Raw genomic sequence first — 17257 nt, 5'->3', positions numbered from 1 at the left:
CTCCCTGGGTTTGCCACAACATTTCCGTCCATTTTCAGTTATCTTAGCAAGACCAGCCTTTGGCGTATGCGACTGAATCCGCCTTCTAAATTCTCCAATGCCTTTTTGCTGCTCACCGCATTTGCGATTGTGAGCCTGATCCTTTGGAATACCAACAGCTTCTTCCGGAAGTTCAAGGAGGAGGAACGCTATAAAATGGAAATCTGGGCCACGGCCCAGTCCGAGCTGCTGCGCAGTTCGGAAGACCAGGACCTGGGGAACCTCACCCTGCTGGTGCTGCAGACCAACCACAGCACCCCCATGATCCTGGTGAATGCGGATGGGTCCTACAAGGTGAACAACCTGCCCGGGGTCTCGGTAACGGACCAGGAGGAGATCCAGGAACTTATCGCCACCTTCCGCGGGGAGAACACCCCCATCCGCATCGACTATCAGGGGGAAACCCTGGGCACCCTGTACTACGGCAATTCGGAAGTGCTCAACAAGCTGAAATACTACCCCATTGCGTTGTTGCTGATCATCTTCCTCTTCGGCGCGGTCATCTTCTTTTTCTTTAAGACCAACAAGGCTTCAGAGCAGAACAAATTATGGGCCGGGATGGCTAAGGAAACGGCCCACCAGATTGGGACGCCCCTAACCTCCCTGCTCGGGTGGAACGAACTGCTGAAGGCAGAATCCCTGAACCCGGAAATCACCCGGGAAATTGAGAAAGATATCGGGCGGTTGCAAACCATTACGGAGCGGTTTTCGCAGATTGGTTCCCTCCCCCGTCTGGAACCCCACGACCTTGTAGCGGAAACCCAACAGGCTGTGGAATACCTGCAATTGCGAAGTTCCAAACTCATTCAATTCCGATTCCAGGCCCCGGAGGCGCCTATTATGGTCGACCTGAACCGGTCCCTGTACAACTGGACTATAGAGAATCTGGTGCGCAACGGTATTGATGCCATGAAAGGCCGCGGCCAGATCGCCATAGACATCGTGGCAGAAACGCCATGGGTGAAAATATTGATCTCGGATACCGGACAAGGTATCCCCAAGAACCACTGGACCCGGATTTTCGATCCGGGTTATACCACCAAAAAGCGGGGCTGGGGACTGGGCCTCTCCCTGGTGCGTCGGATTGTAGAAGAATACCACAAAGGCAGGGTGAAGGTCCTCACCTCCGGGAAAGAGGGCACAGTTATGCAGATTACCCTGCGCATGAAAGAGACCCCATGAGTAAAGAAAGAGACGTCGTGATTCGCGAAGCCCCCCTGAGCAACAACTGCCCGGAATGTTTTAACCAGGACATGACCCTCCGGTTCAGCCAGCGCCACCGGGTAACGCGGTTAATCCACAGGGTATTCGGGGAAGTGCACCGGGAATTGCGCTGCAATACCTGCAATAATGTGATTTATCCGGTTTCCTGGACCGAAGACATTGAACGCAGCGTGGAGTACTACGAGAAACTGGTGGAACCCAAAAAGGCAACCATCCGGTTAAAACCGCTATTCTACATCCTGATGCTACTGGGGGTTGCGGCCGTTGCGGCCGTGGCCTATGCCCTCTTGAACGGACTTATCTGAGATGCCCCCGGATCCGGGCGGCCAGGGATTCAAACTCCGCTTCGGTGAGCTGCACCTTTTTCTGGAACGTGGCATCCTCCATGCGGTTGAGCGGGATCAGGTGCACATGTACGTGCGGCACCTCCAGGCCAATAACCGTAAAGCCAATGCGCAGGCAATCCACGCTCTGCTCCAGCGCCAGGGCTACCCGGCGCGCAAAGGCCATGAGGTTCGCGTAGGCCTCCGGGTCCAGTTCCGTGAGCTTATCGGTTTCCTGTTTAGGTACGCACAGCGTATGTCCGGGGCTATTGGGGTTGATGTCCAGAAAGGCAAAGTGGTCTGCATCCTCGGCAACCTTGTAGCAGGGGATGTCCCCGTTAATAATCTTCGTGAATATACTGGCCATGACGTTGGGTTTTACCCCTTAAAGATACACATCCCGGGGATGCCTAGCCCGCTTTCCGGTACAAGAGGTAGGAATACACCATAGGGATGCCGGCAATCACCGCCACCACCCCCATAAAGAGGTAAAAATGCAGCCGGCCTTCGGTAAGCAAAGAGAGTAAAACCACCAGCAGGCCACCGGCAACCCAGAGCTTCCCGCCCAGGTTATGGGTCTTGTCCCAAACCTCCGGATTTTCCAGGGTCCATGGAGTACGGATCCCGATAAAATAATTGGGTTTGACCGTTTTCATGTAATTCCCCAAGACTGCAAAAAGCAGGCCCACCAGCACAAAAATCAGGCGGGGAGACTGCCCTTCTTCCTGTTGTACCATGTAGAGAATAACCACCCCCAAGCCAGACATAAAGGTGACCAGGGCATACCGCAACTGGGTATATTTGGGACCCATTTCCTGGATGCGCTTTTTGGGATCGATCAGGGGTACCAGCAACAGGATCGCATAGATGAGCAGGGAGGTGACCAGCGGGATCACCAGCAGCTCGTTTCGGGATCCATACCGGTCTACCTGCCCCTCTACATTCCAGTGCAGGGGTACGGATTCCGGCAACTGGCCCCAAATGGACCAGAGGTAAACAAAGGGCACAGCCACCAAAATCAGCAGGGGCAATTCGGTTCGGAGGGTCGTTTTCATGATGGTTCGTTTTTAAGGTCCAGGACCCATTGCATGAGGTCTTCGAGCAGGGAGGTGTTGATGGCGTAAAACAGGTATTGGCCGTCCCGGCGTACGGAAACCAGGCCGGCTTGCTTTAACAGGTCCAGGTGGTGCGAAATACTGGGTTTGGAAATGGAAAAGTGCCCGGCAATATCGCCTGCGGTAAGCTCCTGTGCCTTGAGCAGCTGCAGGATTTTCCGACGGGTGGGGTCGCTAAGGGCTTTAAAAAGAGCGTTCAAAAAACTTATATATTTAGGTAAATATCTAAATATTAATTGAAAAAAACAACCCTCCCCCTGAATTGGGCGGGGTTACCTTACCTTTTTATGTCGAGGATTTCGAAGGCCAGCGTCCCGTTGGGCACCTGGATTTCGGCAATGTCGCCCACCTGTTTGCCCAGCAACCCTTTCCCGATCGGTGAAGTTACCGAGATCTTCCCGCTCTTGAGGTCTGCCTCGCTTTCGGCAACCAGGGTATAGGTCAGTTGTTGGTTATTCTTGGTATTCTTCAGGGTTACGGTAGAGAGCACCAGTACCTTGGAGGTATCCAGCTGGGATTCGTCAATCAGGCGCGCATTGGACACCAACTCCTCCAGCTTTGCGATTTTCATTTCCAGCAGGCCCTGGGCTTCCTTGGCCGCATCGTATTCGGCATTCTCGGAAAGGTCCCCTTTATCCCGTGCCTCGGCAATGGCCTGGGAGGCCTTGGGCCGCTCCACATCCCGGAGGTGGTTCAGCTCATCCTTCAACTTCTTTAATCCTTCCGGCGTATAGTAGGATACCTGACTCATAATCTGTACGTTTACTAAATAGAAAATCCCCCGTAATACCCGGCTAAAAGCAGGTTATTTAGAGGATTTAAAACAAAGATAGACAAATTTTACACATTTTTGTGTGCCAAAACCGTGCGTTATGAAGGGGTTAAGAAAGTCCTTCCTCCTTATGGGTCTACTGATGTCGTTGGGGTGCACCCAGGATACTGTGAACCGAAACCCGTACCTGCCTGAATTGGGTTTCCGGTACGACCTGAACCTGAACCTGCCCCTGTACAGCCCCCTGAACACCACGGGTAACCCCGTTTACCTGAGCGGGGCCGGAGTGGGCATTCGGGGCGTGGTTGTTATGAACACCGGGTTTGACGTTTACCGGGCCTTTGAAGCCAGCTGCCCGAACCACCCACCCAACTCCTGTTCTACCATGGAAGTGGATGGGCAGGTGGCCCGATGTAGCTGTGAAGACTATGAATACAGCCTCTTTACCGGACAGCTGCTGAACCGTCCATCCGGGGAAGCCCGGTATTACGATATGCTCGAATACCGTGCCGTGCGCACCGGCAGTGTCCTTACCCTCAGCAATTAAAACCGCACGGTAGCCCCGGCCAGGAAGTGTATGCCCGCCTGGGGATAGTACCCCACCCCTTCAATGGTGGTAATGGTGCCCGGGTTGCTGAAATCGTCGTCATAGGTATAGAAATACCCATTGGAACTGAACTGGGCATCCAGGAGGTTGTTCACCAGCAGGTTCAGGGCAATTTCCGGCATACGCCCGGATGCGGGAATGACGTATTGCAGGTTTACATCGGTTTGCCAGTACGCATCCAGGCGAGACCGCTCGGCCTCGATATTGCTCATGTACTGGTCGCCCACATACTTGGTGAGCAGGGCCACTTGCCAGGCCTCCGAGGGCCGGTATACCAGCCTGCTGGCTCCTACAACACCCGGAGAATAGGCTATTTCGGTATTCCCGAGGTCCCGCAGTTCCCCGTCCCGGCGGAAAAAGAAATCGACATTGCGGTTTACACTCAGAGCCAGGTTGGGTTGCCATTCCCATTTGGGACCCAGCCGCAATGCCGCATCCAACTCAATACCTGTACGGTAGGAATCCCCAACATTGGCGCGCAGCGGAGCGCCTACATCGTTGAGTTCTCCGGTTAACACCAATTGATCCTTATAGCGCATGTAATAGGCATTTACCCGCAGGCTGGTGCCGGGTTTGGTCCATCGCCACCCCAGTTCAAAATCCTGGAGCTGTTCCGGCCGGGGGTTCCCGTTTTCGTAGTCGTTCCGGTTGGGCTCCCGGTTGGCCACGGCATAGGAAAAGTAAAGGTCCTGCCCTGCTCCCAGGCCGTAGGTAATCCCGGCCTTGGGGTTAAAGAAGTTAAAACGGTCGTCTACCAGGCCGGTCTCCGCCCCATTGGCCTGGTACTGCACCCCGCGGTATTGCAGGTCCGCAAATACGCGCCAGGCCTCCCCGAATTGGTAATCGGCCTTCAGGAAAAGGTTGCCGTCGTCCTTGCGGGAATCGTCCTGGTAATACCGGTCCCCCCGGTTAATGCCCGGGGCATAGCGGGCCCAGAGCACTTCCCCGAAATGATCGCCGCGGTAGGTATTCCAGCCGCCGCCCAGGGTTACCTGCAGCTCCTCTGCCTGGTACCTCGCAGAAAATACAGTGCCGTAGAAGTCATTGTCCAGCCAACGGCGGCGGATGTAATCGGTGGAGGACCGCGTTTGCCCGTCTACCTCCACGGCAGGCTGCCCCAGGAAATCCAGCTGGGCATCCGGGGCAAAAAAGACATTGGTGTAATACCAGTCGTCTACGTATTCCTCAAAAAAGCCCCTCCCCCGGGTATAGTGCAGGGCCAGGTTGGTACGCAGGGCCGGGCTCCAGCTTTCGCTCCAGTGCAGCTGGAAGTGATCCTGTTTGTAGTTGTCTACCTGGTTCTCGTAGAACCCCTCAAAATTCCCGGCATCGTCAAATTGGATGCCCGCCACATTGTACCTGCGGTTGGTTTCCAGGCTGGCGTCTACCCCAATAGCGCCCAACACGGCAGGGTCAAACCCGTACCACGACTGATAGGTAATCTCGTGCCCTCCAAAGAGCAGGGCTTTCACCAGGGTGTTGCTGTCTACATACGCCCCTTGCAGGAAATAGGAATCCAGGTCGGAGGATGCCCGGTCAATGTAGCCGTCCGAGGCGATACGCGAAAGGCGGCCGCTGAGCTCAAACCCCTGGCCCAAAACACCTGTGCTGAATTTCAGCGTGGCCTTGTGGGTGCCAAAGCTGCCGGCAGAGCCCGCCACTTCGGCATAGGCTTTGCGTGCAACGGCGTCGGTAAGCAAATTGAGGCTGGCCCCAAAGGCCCCGGCCCCGTTGGTGGAAGTCCCCACACCCCTTTGCAATTGCAGGCTTTCCGTAGACGAAGCAAAATCCGGCATGTTTACCCAGAAGGTCCCCTGGGATTCCGCATCGTTATAGGGGATGCCGTTTATGGTGATGTTCACCCGGGTGGCATCACTGCCTCGCACCCGGATACCGGTATACCCTATACCCGCCCCGGCATCCGAGGTGGTCACTACCGATGGCAGGAAATTCATCAGGATGGGGATGTCCTGCCCCAGGTTGCGGCTGCGAATACGCTCGGCCTTTAAATTAGAGAAGGTTACCGGCGCGTCCTGCCCGGCGCGTACCGCCGAAACCAGAACTTCGTCCAGGTTAATCTGATCCTGCAGGACGGTGTCCTGCTCCTGTTGCTGGGCCATGGATTGCGTAGCCAGCCCAACGATGGCTACTAAGGAATAAATGCGTTTCATTCGTAAAATACATTACGAATAAAAGGGGCCATTATTCTGGTTAAACTCGGTTTTGCGGCATCTGCACCGCCTTGTCGTGAAGTTGCCGGGCAAAGGCCCGGGCAGCTCGTTCCGACTGCTACCGCCTGAAGCGGATTGCATTTCCGGATTTCCCTTGGCAGCATTACCTGCCCAGGTTCATCGGGTATAATCTCAGCCCCGCTGCGCGGAGCACCCCTTATGAGACCCTGCAAATATACGCCGGATGGCAACGCCCCAAAAGTACGGACACAAAAAAACCCCGGGAAATTTTCCCGGGGTTGGCTTTCAGAAGCCCCCGTCCATAAAAAGCGTTCGCCGGGACCAACCCTTGGCCTAAGCCGCAGGTACTCGCCATGGTCCCTTAGAAACTACTTCGCAAACCGGGACAGGGGTTCCGAAATCGGATAGACTATGGTTAGTGCTAGTATAGTCGAATCCTTTTCTTTCAGCTGTTCTATAGCTTCCGGGGTGCCGGAGGATCGTTTGTTGTGGGTGTAACTCAGCAAAAGCATGAGGGTGACCGCACAAAAGAGCAGATATATCATGGCAGCGCGTTTAAAAGTGTTCACCGGAGCGGCATTTTCGGGGTTCTCATCTTTAAGACACACCCTTTTCCGCCGGGTCACATCCCAGCAAAAAAAAAAGGCCCGCAAAGGGCCTTTACATGTTTTGGCAAATGAGGTTACTCCCCGCCCTTACCCTTATGGGCGGGCTTTAGCAGGTCATTCACGGTTTTAACCGGGTTGAAGGTGCTCACCGGAACCTCAGCAAATACCGTGTTCCAAAAGGCCATACCCCCATTCCAGAGTCCGGGCAGCTCTAGGGCCTTGAGGGGGCGGCCCTCGTAGGTCTTTCCGGTAATGAAGCCCTGGCGTTCGTCCACAAAATGCTGCAGAAGATATTTCTTGCCATAGGCGTCCCTTACCCCGCACACCAGATCTACCGGGTTAAAGTGGGTGGAATCTTTAAAAAGTTCCTGTTGGGAGGCATCCTGTAAATCTACCTGTGCAGACTCCACGATCTGCAGGGATTCATTCCCGGAAACATCCTGAATCCAGAACGGGCCACCACCTGGCTCTCCTTCGTTGCGAACCATACCGCAAACCCGGAGGGGACGGTTGAGCTTGTCCTTTAATACGGCCACCTGATCGTCCGGGCTCAGGCGGTGGTATGACTCCGGGAAACGCACATTAAGCCGATCCCGCAGGAAATCACGGATACGCATAAGCAAATCCAGATCCAGGCTGCCTTCCTCCAGCATGCGGGCATAGCGAAAGGCCTCCTCCTGCAGTTCCAGCAACAAGCCCCCAAGGATTTCCTTCCATCGCGCTACGTCCTCCTGAGCTGTGCGCACCACCACATTGTCTATGTTTTTGATGAAAAGGACATCGGCGTCCTGCTCGTCCAGGTTTTCGATCAGGGCGCCATGCCCCCCGGGCCGGAACAGGAGCTGGCCGTTTTCGTCCCGGAAGGGTTCATTTTCCGGGGTAACGGCAAGGGTATCCGTAGCGGGTTTCTGAAAGGAAAAACCTACCTCAAACCTGCAGGAAGTAGCCTGGGAAACCGACTGCCCCGCCCGCTGGTATTCCTCCCGGAACAAAGCCTCATGCTGGGGGGAAATGGTAAAATGCAGGTGTGCGGTCCCTTTGGCCTGCGCATACGCAGCCCCTTCATAGAGGTGTTCTTCAAAAGGTGTAGCCAGGTTCTTTCCATAACGGTGGAACGCCAACAGGCCCTTGGGGTAAAAACCATAGTTCATCCCGGATTCGGACAGGAGTTCCGAAACAAAGGCGTGCAGGAAAGCCCCGGGGTCTGAGGGGTCTTGAGAGCGCATCGCCCTGACCTGCTCATAAAACGGAAAATCCTCCAGGCCATCATAGAAGGTCTTTATATCCGCGTGTTCCGGCTGCTTCAGGTAGGCCTCCAGGGAATCCTTCCCGGGGTTGAAGCTATCCAGAAATCCGAAAAGGGCCTTGAACATCCGGGATGCTGCCCCGGAAGCCGGGGTAAACTTAACCACCTTCAGGGCATCCCTTTGGTTGCGGAAGCGCGTCAGCAGCGCCTCCTGCCTTTCCTGGGAGAGCCGCAGGATACCATCGCCCACAACCGCTGCTTTACTGAGCTTCACCGGGGGAATCCCCTCCCGGAAAATCTCGATCTGTTTGGCGGCTTTTTCAGGGGAGTACCCCTGGGTTTTCATGAATTCTAGGTCTTCGGGTGAAAATTCGTGCATGATCAATAGGTTGTCGATGTGGGAAATCGCTTTCTCCAGCCGCTGTTCAAGGCTGCCCCTTAAAATAACAAATCTTCGGTTGGCATGCTCCAGGGCCCCTTTGAAATAGGCAAACATCTCCTCGCGCTGGTGAGGGCGATCCCGCAAATCGTCCGCTTCCCAGGGCACATCAATATCCGTCAGAAAATAGAGGTCATAAGTGTTTTTCAGGGCGTATTCCTCCAATAGCGGGTCGCAAAACCCTCCGTAATACGTTTCCGAATACACCTTGGTTTCCAGCAGGTCCGTATCGCAGATCAGCAACCGCTCCGCCCGGGTGGCCGCTTCGTTCTCCAGTCGAATCTGACCCCTGGCAATGGGGATCAGATCGTGGTTTTCGCAAGTCTTCCCGGTGCGATCCCACTTCTCCTGCAGGTATTCCCTGGCATATTCCGGGACCCAAAGCGTCTGGTAATGTTCGGCCAGGCGCGCAGCCAGGGTGGTTTTCCCTGTGCTCTCCGGGCCAAAAAGGACCACTTTTACGAGGTCTGAAGCCTGTTGGCCAAGTGTTTCTTCCATGCGATGTATCCTTGTATTGCGAGCAGGGTGAAAATCAGGTATTGAAGGGAAAGCATCCCCCAGCCCCGGTATGCGTACAGAGGCACGGTAATGACGTCTGCCAGAATCCAGAGCGTCCAGTTTTCGATTTTTTTCAGGGCCATGTACCACATGGCTGTAAAGAAAATGCCGGAAGTAACCATATCCAGGTAGTTGGTCCAGTCAATGCGGGTGCCAAACAGGCGGTAAACACCGTAGGTAACCCCTACGGTCAGCACAAACAGGACTACCCCTATGGCCTTTTCCCGGGGAGTGGTCCGGGAAATATGCACCAGGTGCTCCCCCCCTTTTTTACGGGACCAGTTCCACCAGCCATAGATGCTCATCAGGGAGTAGTACAAATTCAGCATCATATCGCCCAGCAATTCGTCCTGCAGGAAAATATACATGGTGATCACCGTGGCAATCAAGCCTGTCGGGTATACCCAGATATGCTCCCGTTTGGCATAAACCACGCTGGCAATGCCGAAAAAAAAGGCAATGGCCTCCAGGATAATCAGGTGCACCTCCCGCTGGCGGTAGGGATCAAAAAAGAAGTCAAAAATGGGGCTCATAATCGCTGCGGTCCGTTTTGACCATCTTGATGAAAAAAACGGCCTGCTCCACCCGTTGCAAACTCCGTTCCATCTCCTCCTGAAGCAGAGACATCACCTCCCGGTACTCTCCGAATACCTGGGTACTCAGGGGGTTTTCCAACACTGTGAGGCCAGAGGCCCTCAGGGCTTTGATAAAGCGGATAATCTCGGCTTCGTACTGATCCTGCAGCGGGCTCAGCGTCAATTCCACGGAAACGTTCATGGGTGTGAATTCAGGCCTCAAAGGTAGGGACTCTGGCGCAGGCGGGAAAATCGCCCGGCAATCTAAGCAGACCCTGATTCACCTGTGCGGATGGCATATGCGCAGGTATACCCCTCGAATTCCAGGAAATGGGTGCGGAAGTCTGCCCGCAGGCCGTGGAAAACCGCCCGGCCCGTACTCTCGGCAGCCTCCAGGGTAAAATCGTCTATGCAGATGTGGTTCAGGAAACTCAGGCCAGGCTGAGACAGGATTTTATAAATGGATTCCTTGGCCCCCCAGACCATGGTGAGCTTTCGCACAATGGCCTCGTCGTTAGCCAGGGAGCGATATTCCCGAAACGGGGTAAACTTATGGGCGATTTTCATGATTTTCTCCCGCTGCATCTCAATATCGATCCCTACCTGCGCCTGGCGCGAAAGGATAATGCCGGTAAAGGAGAAGGAGTGGGTAATGGAAATATGGGTGCCGTCCGAAAGGTGGGGCTTGCCGGCCTCGTCGTATGTCAGGTCAAAATCCGTATACCCTTTCAGGGCCAGCAGGTGCCTGATGCTGAGGAACCCCCTGCGATGGATTTCGGAGCGCATGCCGGACAGGCGGGCGCTGCACTCGGGACGGAGGGAAATCCCGCGGGCAAGGTCCGCTTCCGGCTCGGATACCTTCCAGATCAGCAAGGTACAGCCGGGTTCGGTTTCGATGGTCTTAAAAAGAGGCATGACTTCTGATTCAATAATAGTACCTTTGCACAAAAATTTCAGGCCGCCTGTGCACCCGTCCAAGGTACAAATTAAAAAGTACCAAAGCAGGAACCCAAGGTGCCATGCCGGAGCCGCAAATAAAAATTCTGTGAAGATGGACACCAAAAGCATCGAATACCTCCCTTACAAAGTAAAGGACCTCTCCCTGGCCGATTGGGGGCGGAAGGAAATCCTGTTGGCGGAAGCCGAAATGCCAGGCCTGATGGCCCTGCGGGAAGAATACGGCTCCAGCCAGCCCCTGAAAGGGGCGCGGATTGCCGGCTGCCTGCACATGACCATTCAAACGGCTGTGCTTATTGAAACCCTGGTGGCACTGGGCGCTGAGGTAACCTGGAGCTCCTGTAATATTTTCTCTACCCAGGACCATGCCGCCGCGGCCATTGCCGCAGCGGGTATTCCTGTGTATGCCTGGAAGGGAATGACCGAGGAGGAATTTGACTGGTGTATAGAACAAACCCTGTTTTTCGGGGAAGAGCGTCAGCCCCTGAACATGATCCTGGACGACGGCGGAGACCTGACCAACATGGTCCTGGACCGGTATCCGGAACTGGCCAAAGGTATCCGGGGGCTTTCCGAGGAAACCACCACAGGGGTTCACCGGCTGTACGACCGGGTTAAGCAGGGCACCCTGCCCATGCCGGCCATTAACGTAAACGACTCCGTTACCAAATCCAAGTTCGACAACAAATACGGTTGCCGTGAGAGTGCCGTAGACGCCATCCGCCGCGCCACCGATACCATGCTGGCAGGCAAACGCGTCCTGGTAGCCGGTTACGGCGATGTGGGCAAAGGGACCGCTGCCTCCTTTCGCGGGGCCGGGGCTATCGTTACCATTGCCGAGATTGACCCGATCTGCGCCCTGCAGGCGTGTATGGACGGGTACGAGGTAAAACAACTGGAGAATGTAGTGGGGCAGATGGATATCCTGATTACCGCCACGGGGAACAAAGACATTATCCGGGAAGAGCACTTCCGCGCCATGAAGGACAAAGCCATCGTCTGCAACATCGGGCACTTCGACAACGAGATTGATATGGCCTGGCTCAACACCCATTACGGAGACACCAAAGATGAAATCAAGCCCCAGGTAGATAAGTACACCCTTGAAGGCAAGGACATTATTGTACTGGCCGAAGGGCGGCTGGTAAACCTGGGGTGTGCCACCGGCCACCCGAGTTTTGTAATGAGTAACAGCTTCACCAACCAGACCCTGGCCCAAATGGAGCTCTGGAACCACAGCGACCGCTATGACAACCAGGTCTACACCCTGCCCAAGCACCTGGACGAAAAAGTAGCGGCCCTGCACCTGAGCCGGATGGGAGCGGAGCTGACCACCCTGCGGCCGGAACAGGCCAAGTATATCGGGGTTAGCGTGGAAGGCCCCTTTAAACCGGAGTATTACCGCTACTAAAACCTGGCATCAAGCCACCACAAGGCCCCGGAATTCTCCGGGGCCTTTTTTGTTTCAGCACAATCGGGTGGCTCCGGAAATCTGTGGCAGGAATACCTCAAAAACACAGTAACACGCAAAGATTGGCCCATAAAAAAACCCCGGCAGCGGTAAAAACCGCAGCCGGGGCCTTCGTGTGTAATTCGAAGTATTTTAGGCCTCGAAAGGCTCGATGGAGACAAAAGACTTGCCTCCGGACTTTTTGGAAAAGCGTACGACGCCGTCTACCTTGGCATGCAGGGTGTGGTCCTTGCCAATGTAAACATTGTCACCCGCATTGTGCCGGGTTCCGCGCTGACGCACGATGATATTTCCGGCAACAGCTTTCTGGCCTCCGAAAATTTTAACGCCAAGGCGTTTAGATTCCGATTCCCGTCCGTTTTTGGAGCTACCAACTCCCTTCTTGTGTGCCATGATATTTTCGTTTTTACGGGAACTGGTCCCGGATTATGACTTTTATTTTCCGCCGAGGGCTTCGATGAGCTCGGCTTTCTTCATGGATGAATACCCGCTAACTCCTGCAGCCTTGGCCATTTCTTTCAGCTCGGCCACAGTTTTCCCACTCAGATCCTGAGCCGGCTCGGCCTTCTTCTCGGCCTTGGGGGCCGGGGCAGCTTTTTTCTCAGCCTTGGGGGCCGGGGCAGCTTTTACTTCGGCTTTGGCCGGAGCAGCTTTCTTGGCACCTTTCGCCACAATACCCTCAATAACCAGTTGGGTCAGGGGCTGGCGGTGACCGTTCTTAACGCGGTATCCTTTACGGCGTTTCTTTTTAAAGACAATTACCTTGTCTCCTTTCAGGTGCTGAACCACTTTAGCTTCCACGGCAGCACCGTCTATAGCGGGGGCGCCAATGGTTACCGCTCCTCCGTCCTCGATCAGAAGCACCTGGTCAAAAGTCACCTTTTTTCCTTCTTCCGTCTTGAGGCGGTTCACGAAAACCTTCTGGTCTTTCGCAACTTTAAATTGCTGCCCTGCTATCTCTACAATTGCATACATAGCATCAAAAATTAATGATCGTTATCCTTTTCGCCGTTCCATACGTTTGTCGGATGCAGCCGAAAAGGCGGGTGCAAATATAAAGCTTAATTCTCAATAGACAAGCGGCTAAGCGCGATTTTTAGATCATTTTTTACGGGGGTTATTGGAGGTCTTAAACAACTGCATAAAGGCCAGGGTTAGCACCAGGGTGGTAGCAAAACCCATTACGGCAACCGTCAGGAAAACAATCCCCTGAAATTCTTTGAAATCCTCGAAAAAGGCGGTGGAGAGATTCGGGAGGAACTCCGCGCTGATTTCAGTGCTGTAAACAGCAAAAAACAGGGTGAAAATAAGGGTTGCCGTAACGCCGGTAACCACCCCCGCGGTAAAGCCGCTCCCGTATTCGAAGGCCACCCCTTTGCGCAGCTTAAAGACCTTGATGGCTTCATAAATCCCAAAACCGGTGATTACACCGTTAAAGAGGCTGTAAAAGACATTGGTATGCAAACCAAAAAGGGAGAGGACCAGGAAATACGCGATCAGACTTCCGCTGGTTGCAATCCCAAACCTGATGGGCAGGGCGTAATTTTTCATGATATGTTGTTGTTTTATAGCTCCCTATAAGATACGCATTTTGAGGCGCTTGTTTTTAAAGTAATGTTAAAGCCCAGCATCCCCCTAGGGAATTGCCCAAATGGCCTTAATTTAGGGCTGGTCCGAATCTCCCCCTGCCGGACCCCTAGTATACATAACAAAAACATTAACCATGAAAAAATGCTTTCTAATCGGCCTCCTGCTGGGGGCCGCAGGATGGGTATCCGCCCAGGAGGTCGCCTACGAGGAATACGACCTGGATAACGGGCTTCACGTAATCCTGCACCAGGACAATTCGGCACCCGTGGTGGTGACCTCGGTCATGTACCATGTGGGCGGGAAGGACCGCACCGAAGGTCGTACCGGCTTTGCCCACCTCTTTGAACACCTGCTGTTTGAGGGAACCAAAAACATCGAAAAGGGGAAATGGTTTGAGATTGTGTCCTCCCACGGGGGGCAGAACAATGCCAACACCACCCAGGACCGTACCTATTACTACGAGGTCTTCCCCTCCAACCACCTGGAACTGGGCCTGTGGATGGAATCTGAACGGATGCTCCACCCGGTAATCAACCAGGAAGGGGTAGACACCCAACAGGAAGTGGTTAAAGAGGAGAAACGCCTGCGCTATGACAATTCCCCATACGGCCAGATCCTCCCTGTGCTGGGCAAGAGCCTCTTTTCAAAGCACCCCTACAAGGACCCGAACATCGGGTATATGGAAGATTTGGACGCAGCCACCCTGGCAGACGTAATCGCTTATAACCAGATGTACTACGTTCCCAACAACGCCGTCCTGGTGGTAGCCGGAGACATTAACGCTGCCAAAACCAAAAAAATGGTCGCAGACTATTTCGGCAGCATCCCCCGCGGGGCAGACATCGTACGCAATTATCCGCAGGAGGACCCCATTACGGAGGAAATCCGCAGCAAGGCCTACGACAAAAACATCCAGATTCCTGCGTCCATTGTGGCATACCGCACCCCTGGCTTTAAGGAAAGGGATGCCTATGTTCTGGATATGATCTCCTCCTACCTGAGCGACGGCCGCAGTTCCAAGCTCTACAAAAAAATGGTGGACGACCAGAAGCAGGCCCTGCAGGTTGGCGCCTTCAACATTGGGCAGGAAGACTACGGCATGTACATTGTCTTTAGCCTGCCGGTGGGGAACACCTCCCTGGACACCCTGGTTTCCGAGGTAGAGGAGGAAATTACCAAAGTGCGGTCCGAGCTCATTTCCGAGCGGGATTACACCAAGTTGCAGAACAAATTTGAAAACCGGTTTGTCAACTCGAATTCCAGCATACAGGGCATCGCCAATTCCCTGGCGCGCAATTATATGCTGTACGGGGATACTTCCCTGATCAACAAGGAAATCGACATTTACCGGTCCATAACGCGGGAGGAAATCCGCGAAGTGGCAGAAAAATATCTGAAGCCGAATCAGCGGGTGGTCATCGACTACCTGCCGGAAGAAAACTTAGACAATTAAGACGATGAAACGATATATTCTCACCTTATTTTTCGGAGCCCTGACCCTGGGGATGTATGCCCAGGTAGACCGATCCAAAATGCCGGCATCCGGCCCTGCCCCGGAAATCAACCTGGAACAGGCCCAGCGCTTTGAACTCAAGAACGGTCTTACCGTCCTGGTAGTGGAAAACCACAAACTGCCCCGGGTGGCCATACAGCTCACCATAGACAACCCGCCCATCCTGGAAGGCGAAAAGGCCGGGGTTTCTTCCCTCACCGGAAGCCTGCTGGGCAAGGGGTCGCAGAACATCTCCATGGACGAATTCAACGAGGAGGTGGATTTTCTGGGGGCTTCCATCAACTTCGGTTCCCAAAGCGCCTTTGCACAGAGCCTGAGCAAATACTTCCCCCGTATCCTGGAACTGATGGCCGATGCCGCCATCCATCCCAACTTTACCCAGGAAGAATTCGACAAGGAGAAGGAGAAACTGCTGACGTCCCTGAAAACCGAGGAGAAAGACGTCTCCTCCATCGCTTCCCGAGCCCAGCGTGCCCTGGCCTATGGCAAGGGGCACCCGTTTGGGGAGTTTACCACGGAGGAATCCGTGAACCGGGTGACCCTCTTTGACGTGGAGGAATTCTACCGCAACTATTTTGTGCCGGCCAACGCCTACCTGGTGGTTATCGGAGATGTGACCTACGACCAGGTAAAGGAACTGGCCTCGGAGTATTTTACGCCCTGGACCAAGGCTTCCCCCCCTTCCTTTTCCTATGGCACCCCCAAGGATGCCCAATACACCCAGGTAAACTTTGTGGACATGCCCAATGCGGTGCAGTCCGAAATCACGGTACAAAACCTGGTAAACCTGCAGATGAAAGACCCGGATTACCTGGCTGCCCTGGTAGCTAACCGAATCCTGGGTGGAGGAGCGGAAGCCCGGCTTTTCCTGAACCTGCGGGAAGACAAAGGGTATACCTACGGGTCCTATTCCCGGATTGGAAGCGATAAATACGGGCCTTCCCGTTTTAGCGCCTCGGCCAGCGTGCGCAATATGGTTACCGACAGTTCCGTGGTGGAAATCCTGAAGGAAATTGACCGGATGCGCACCCAACCCGTTTCGGATAAGGAACTGGAGATTGCCAAGGCCAAATATACAGGCAGCTTTGTGCTGGCCCTGGAGCAACCCTCCACCGTGGCGCGCTATGCGTTGAACATCGAGACCCAGGACCTGCCCTCCGATTACTACAAGACCTACCTGGAGCGCCTTAATGCCCTTACGAAGGAAGATATCCAGCAGGCCGCCCAGAAGTATTTCGATACGGATAATGCCCGGGTGGTGATTGCCGGCAAAGGCAGCGAAGTGCTCGAAAACCTGGAAACACTCCAGTTTAACGGGAAGGCCGTACCTATCAAGTTTTACGACAAGATGGTGGAACCGGCCGAAAAACCGGATTACTCCGCTGCCGTACCCGAAGGGGTTAGCGTACAATCCGTAGTAGATGCCTACTTCAAAGCCATTGGGGGCAAGGAGAAAGTAGGCCAGATCGAAAGCCTGAAGCTGGTTTACGAAGGCACGGCCATGGGGGCTACCCTGAAGACCGAAGAGCTACGCACGGCAGACCGCTTTGCCCAGACTACCTATATGAACAATTCCCCCATGATGGGCGTAATTGCCAAGGGAGATGAACTCTATATGAAGCAGGGACCCAATAAAATGCCTCTGCCGGAACCCATGAAGCAAGATATGCAGCAAACCCTGGGCATCTTTGCCGAACAGGCCCTGGTGGCCAACCCACAGGCCAAGCTTGCCGGCACTGAAGAGGTGGACGGACGCCCAGCCTACCGGATCGACATTCCCGGGCAGGTGGTTCAGGCCAGTTATTTCTACGATGTGGAAACCGGCCTGAAGGTAAAGGAAGCTTCGGTAATCAATATGAACGGGCAGACCCAGAACCAGGAAATCCTGATCAAGGATTACCAGGAGGTAGACGGCATCCTCTTCCCTTCCGTTAAGGTGCAGGCCATGGGCCCGCAACAGGTGGAAAGCAAATTACTGGAAGCGGTGGTGAACTATCAGGTTCAGGATTCGGACTTTGACTGACCCCT

General features: G+C 54.3%; 18 protein-coding genes. 6 read left to right on the top strand and 12 right to left on the bottom strand.

Annotated features, from left to right (window positions below; all coding sequences use genetic code 11):
- Positions 1-66: 66 nt before the first annotated feature.
- Together OZ410_RS05375 and OZ410_RS05370 are read left to right on the top strand one after the other, a co-directional pair.
- Positions 67-1221: a sensor histidine kinase gene (locus OZ410_RS05375; protein ID WP_277706893.1), complete on the top strand. Its 1155-nt coding sequence runs from the start codon at positions 67-69 to the stop codon at positions 1219-1221.
- Complete coding sequence (locus OZ410_RS05370) at positions 1218-1568, top strand: hypothetical protein (protein WP_277706892.1); 351 nt, start codon at positions 1218-1220, stop codon at positions 1566-1568. The genes OZ410_RS05375 and OZ410_RS05370 overlap by 4 nt, the downstream gene beginning before the upstream one ends.
- On the opposite strand, the gene OZ410_RS05365 is transcribed toward OZ410_RS05370, so the two are convergent.
- The 4 genes from OZ410_RS05365 to greA all read right to left on the bottom strand — a co-directional run bounded on the left by OZ410_RS05365 (position 1561) and on the right by greA (position 3452).
- Positions 1561-1953 carry an HIT family protein gene (locus OZ410_RS05365; RefSeq protein ID WP_277706891.1) on the bottom strand — a complete coding sequence of 131 codons (393 nt, stop codon included), beginning with the start codon at positions 1951-1953 and terminating at the stop codon, positions 1561-1563. The two genes, OZ410_RS05370 and OZ410_RS05365, sit on opposite strands and share 8 nt — an antisense overlap.
- Before the next feature lie 43 nt (positions 1954-1996).
- Positions 1997-2641: an SdpI family protein gene (locus tag OZ410_RS05360; RefSeq protein WP_277706890.1), complete on the bottom strand. Its 645-nt coding sequence runs from the start codon at positions 2639-2641 to the stop codon at positions 1997-1999.
- The gene (locus tag OZ410_RS05355) at positions 2638-2901 is read right to left on the bottom strand and encodes an autorepressor SdpR family transcription factor (protein ID WP_277706889.1); all 264 of its coding nucleotides are present in this window, start codon (positions 2899-2901) and stop codon (positions 2638-2640) included. The genes OZ410_RS05360 and OZ410_RS05355 overlap by 4 nt, the downstream gene beginning before the upstream one ends.
- A 77-nt stretch (positions 2902-2978) precedes the next feature.
- On the bottom strand, positions 2979-3452 hold the full coding sequence (greA, locus tag OZ410_RS05350; protein ID WP_277706888.1) for a transcription elongation factor GreA: 474 nt from the start codon (positions 3450-3452) through the stop codon (positions 2979-2981).
- A 121-nt stretch (positions 3453-3573) separates the two neighbouring features.
- Between greA and OZ410_RS05345 the strand changes: the two genes are divergently transcribed.
- The gene (locus OZ410_RS05345; protein WP_277706887.1) at positions 3574-4020 is read left to right on the top strand and encodes a Rieske (2Fe-2S) protein; all 447 of its coding nucleotides are present in this window, start codon (positions 3574-3576) and stop codon (positions 4018-4020) included.
- Here OZ410_RS05345 and OZ410_RS05340 read toward each other — a convergent pair.
- From OZ410_RS05340 to OZ410_RS05320, 5 genes are all read right to left on the bottom strand, one after another.
- Positions 4017-6251 (bottom strand): TonB-dependent receptor, encoded by a 2235-nt coding sequence (locus OZ410_RS05340; protein WP_277706886.1) that lies wholly within the window; start codon positions 6249-6251, stop codon positions 4017-4019. The genes OZ410_RS05345 and OZ410_RS05340 overlap by 4 nt on opposite strands.
- Positions 6252-6954: 703 nt before the next feature.
- Entirely contained in the window at positions 6955-9063 is a 2109-nt protein-coding gene (locus OZ410_RS05335; protein WP_277706885.1) for a DUF4301 family protein, read from the bottom strand.
- Entirely contained in the window at positions 9024-9656 is a 633-nt protein-coding gene (gene pnuC, locus OZ410_RS05330; protein ID WP_277706884.1) for a nicotinamide riboside transporter PnuC, read from the bottom strand. Before pnuC ends, OZ410_RS05335 begins: the two co-directional genes overlap by 40 nt.
- A complete protein-coding gene (locus OZ410_RS05325) occupies positions 9640-9900 on the bottom strand; it encodes a thiamine-binding protein (RefSeq protein WP_277706882.1) in 261 nt (86 codons plus the stop codon). The genes pnuC and OZ410_RS05325 overlap by 17 nt, the downstream gene beginning before the upstream one ends.
- 62 nt (positions 9901-9962) lie before the next feature.
- The gene (locus OZ410_RS05320) at positions 9963-10613 is read right to left on the bottom strand and encodes a 4'-phosphopantetheinyl transferase family protein (protein WP_277706881.1); all 651 of its coding nucleotides are present in this window, start codon (positions 10611-10613) and stop codon (positions 9963-9965) included.
- A gap of 136 nt (positions 10614-10749) precedes the next feature.
- Here OZ410_RS05320 and ahcY point away from each other — a divergent pair, with 136 nt between their 5' ends.
- Positions 10750-12066, top strand: coding sequence for an adenosylhomocysteinase (gene ahcY, locus OZ410_RS05315; RefSeq protein ID WP_277706880.1), 1317 nt, complete (start codon positions 10750-10752; stop codon positions 12064-12066).
- Between the two features lie 192 nt (positions 12067-12258).
- Here the strand turns inward: ahcY and rpmA are convergent, their stop codons facing one another.
- The 3 genes from rpmA to OZ410_RS05300 form a co-directional block, all read right to left on the bottom strand.
- Entirely contained in the window at positions 12259-12519 is a 261-nt protein-coding gene (rpmA, locus tag OZ410_RS05310) for a 50S ribosomal protein L27 (protein ID WP_277706879.1), read from the bottom strand.
- Between the two features lie 42 nt (positions 12520-12561).
- Positions 12562-13101 (bottom strand): 50S ribosomal protein L21, encoded by a 540-nt coding sequence (rplU, locus tag OZ410_RS05305; RefSeq protein WP_277706878.1) that lies wholly within the window; start codon positions 13099-13101, stop codon positions 12562-12564.
- 126 nt (positions 13102-13227) lie between these two features.
- Positions 13228-13677, bottom strand: coding sequence for a DUF4199 domain-containing protein (locus tag OZ410_RS05300; RefSeq protein ID WP_277706877.1), 450 nt, complete (start codon positions 13675-13677; stop codon positions 13228-13230).
- A 172-nt stretch (positions 13678-13849) separates the two neighbouring features.
- Here OZ410_RS05300 and OZ410_RS05295 point away from each other — a divergent pair, with 172 nt between their 5' ends.
- A complete protein-coding gene (locus OZ410_RS05295) occupies positions 13850-15169 on the top strand; it encodes a M16 family metallopeptidase (protein ID WP_277706876.1) in 1320 nt (439 codons plus the stop codon).
- A 4-nt stretch (positions 15170-15173) separates the two neighbouring features.
- Positions 15174-17252 carry a M16 family metallopeptidase gene (locus tag OZ410_RS05290; RefSeq protein ID WP_277706875.1) on the top strand — a complete coding sequence of 693 codons (2079 nt, stop codon included), beginning with the start codon at positions 15174-15176 and terminating at the stop codon, positions 17250-17252.
- Positions 17253-17257 lie beyond the last annotated feature (5 nt).

Source organism: Robiginitalea aestuariiviva, assembly GCF_029537735.1.
Taxonomy (GTDB): domain Bacteria; phylum Bacteroidota; class Bacteroidia; order Flavobacteriales; family Flavobacteriaceae; genus Robiginitalea; species Robiginitalea aestuariiviva.
This window is presented reverse-complemented; position numbering and strand designations above follow the sequence as displayed.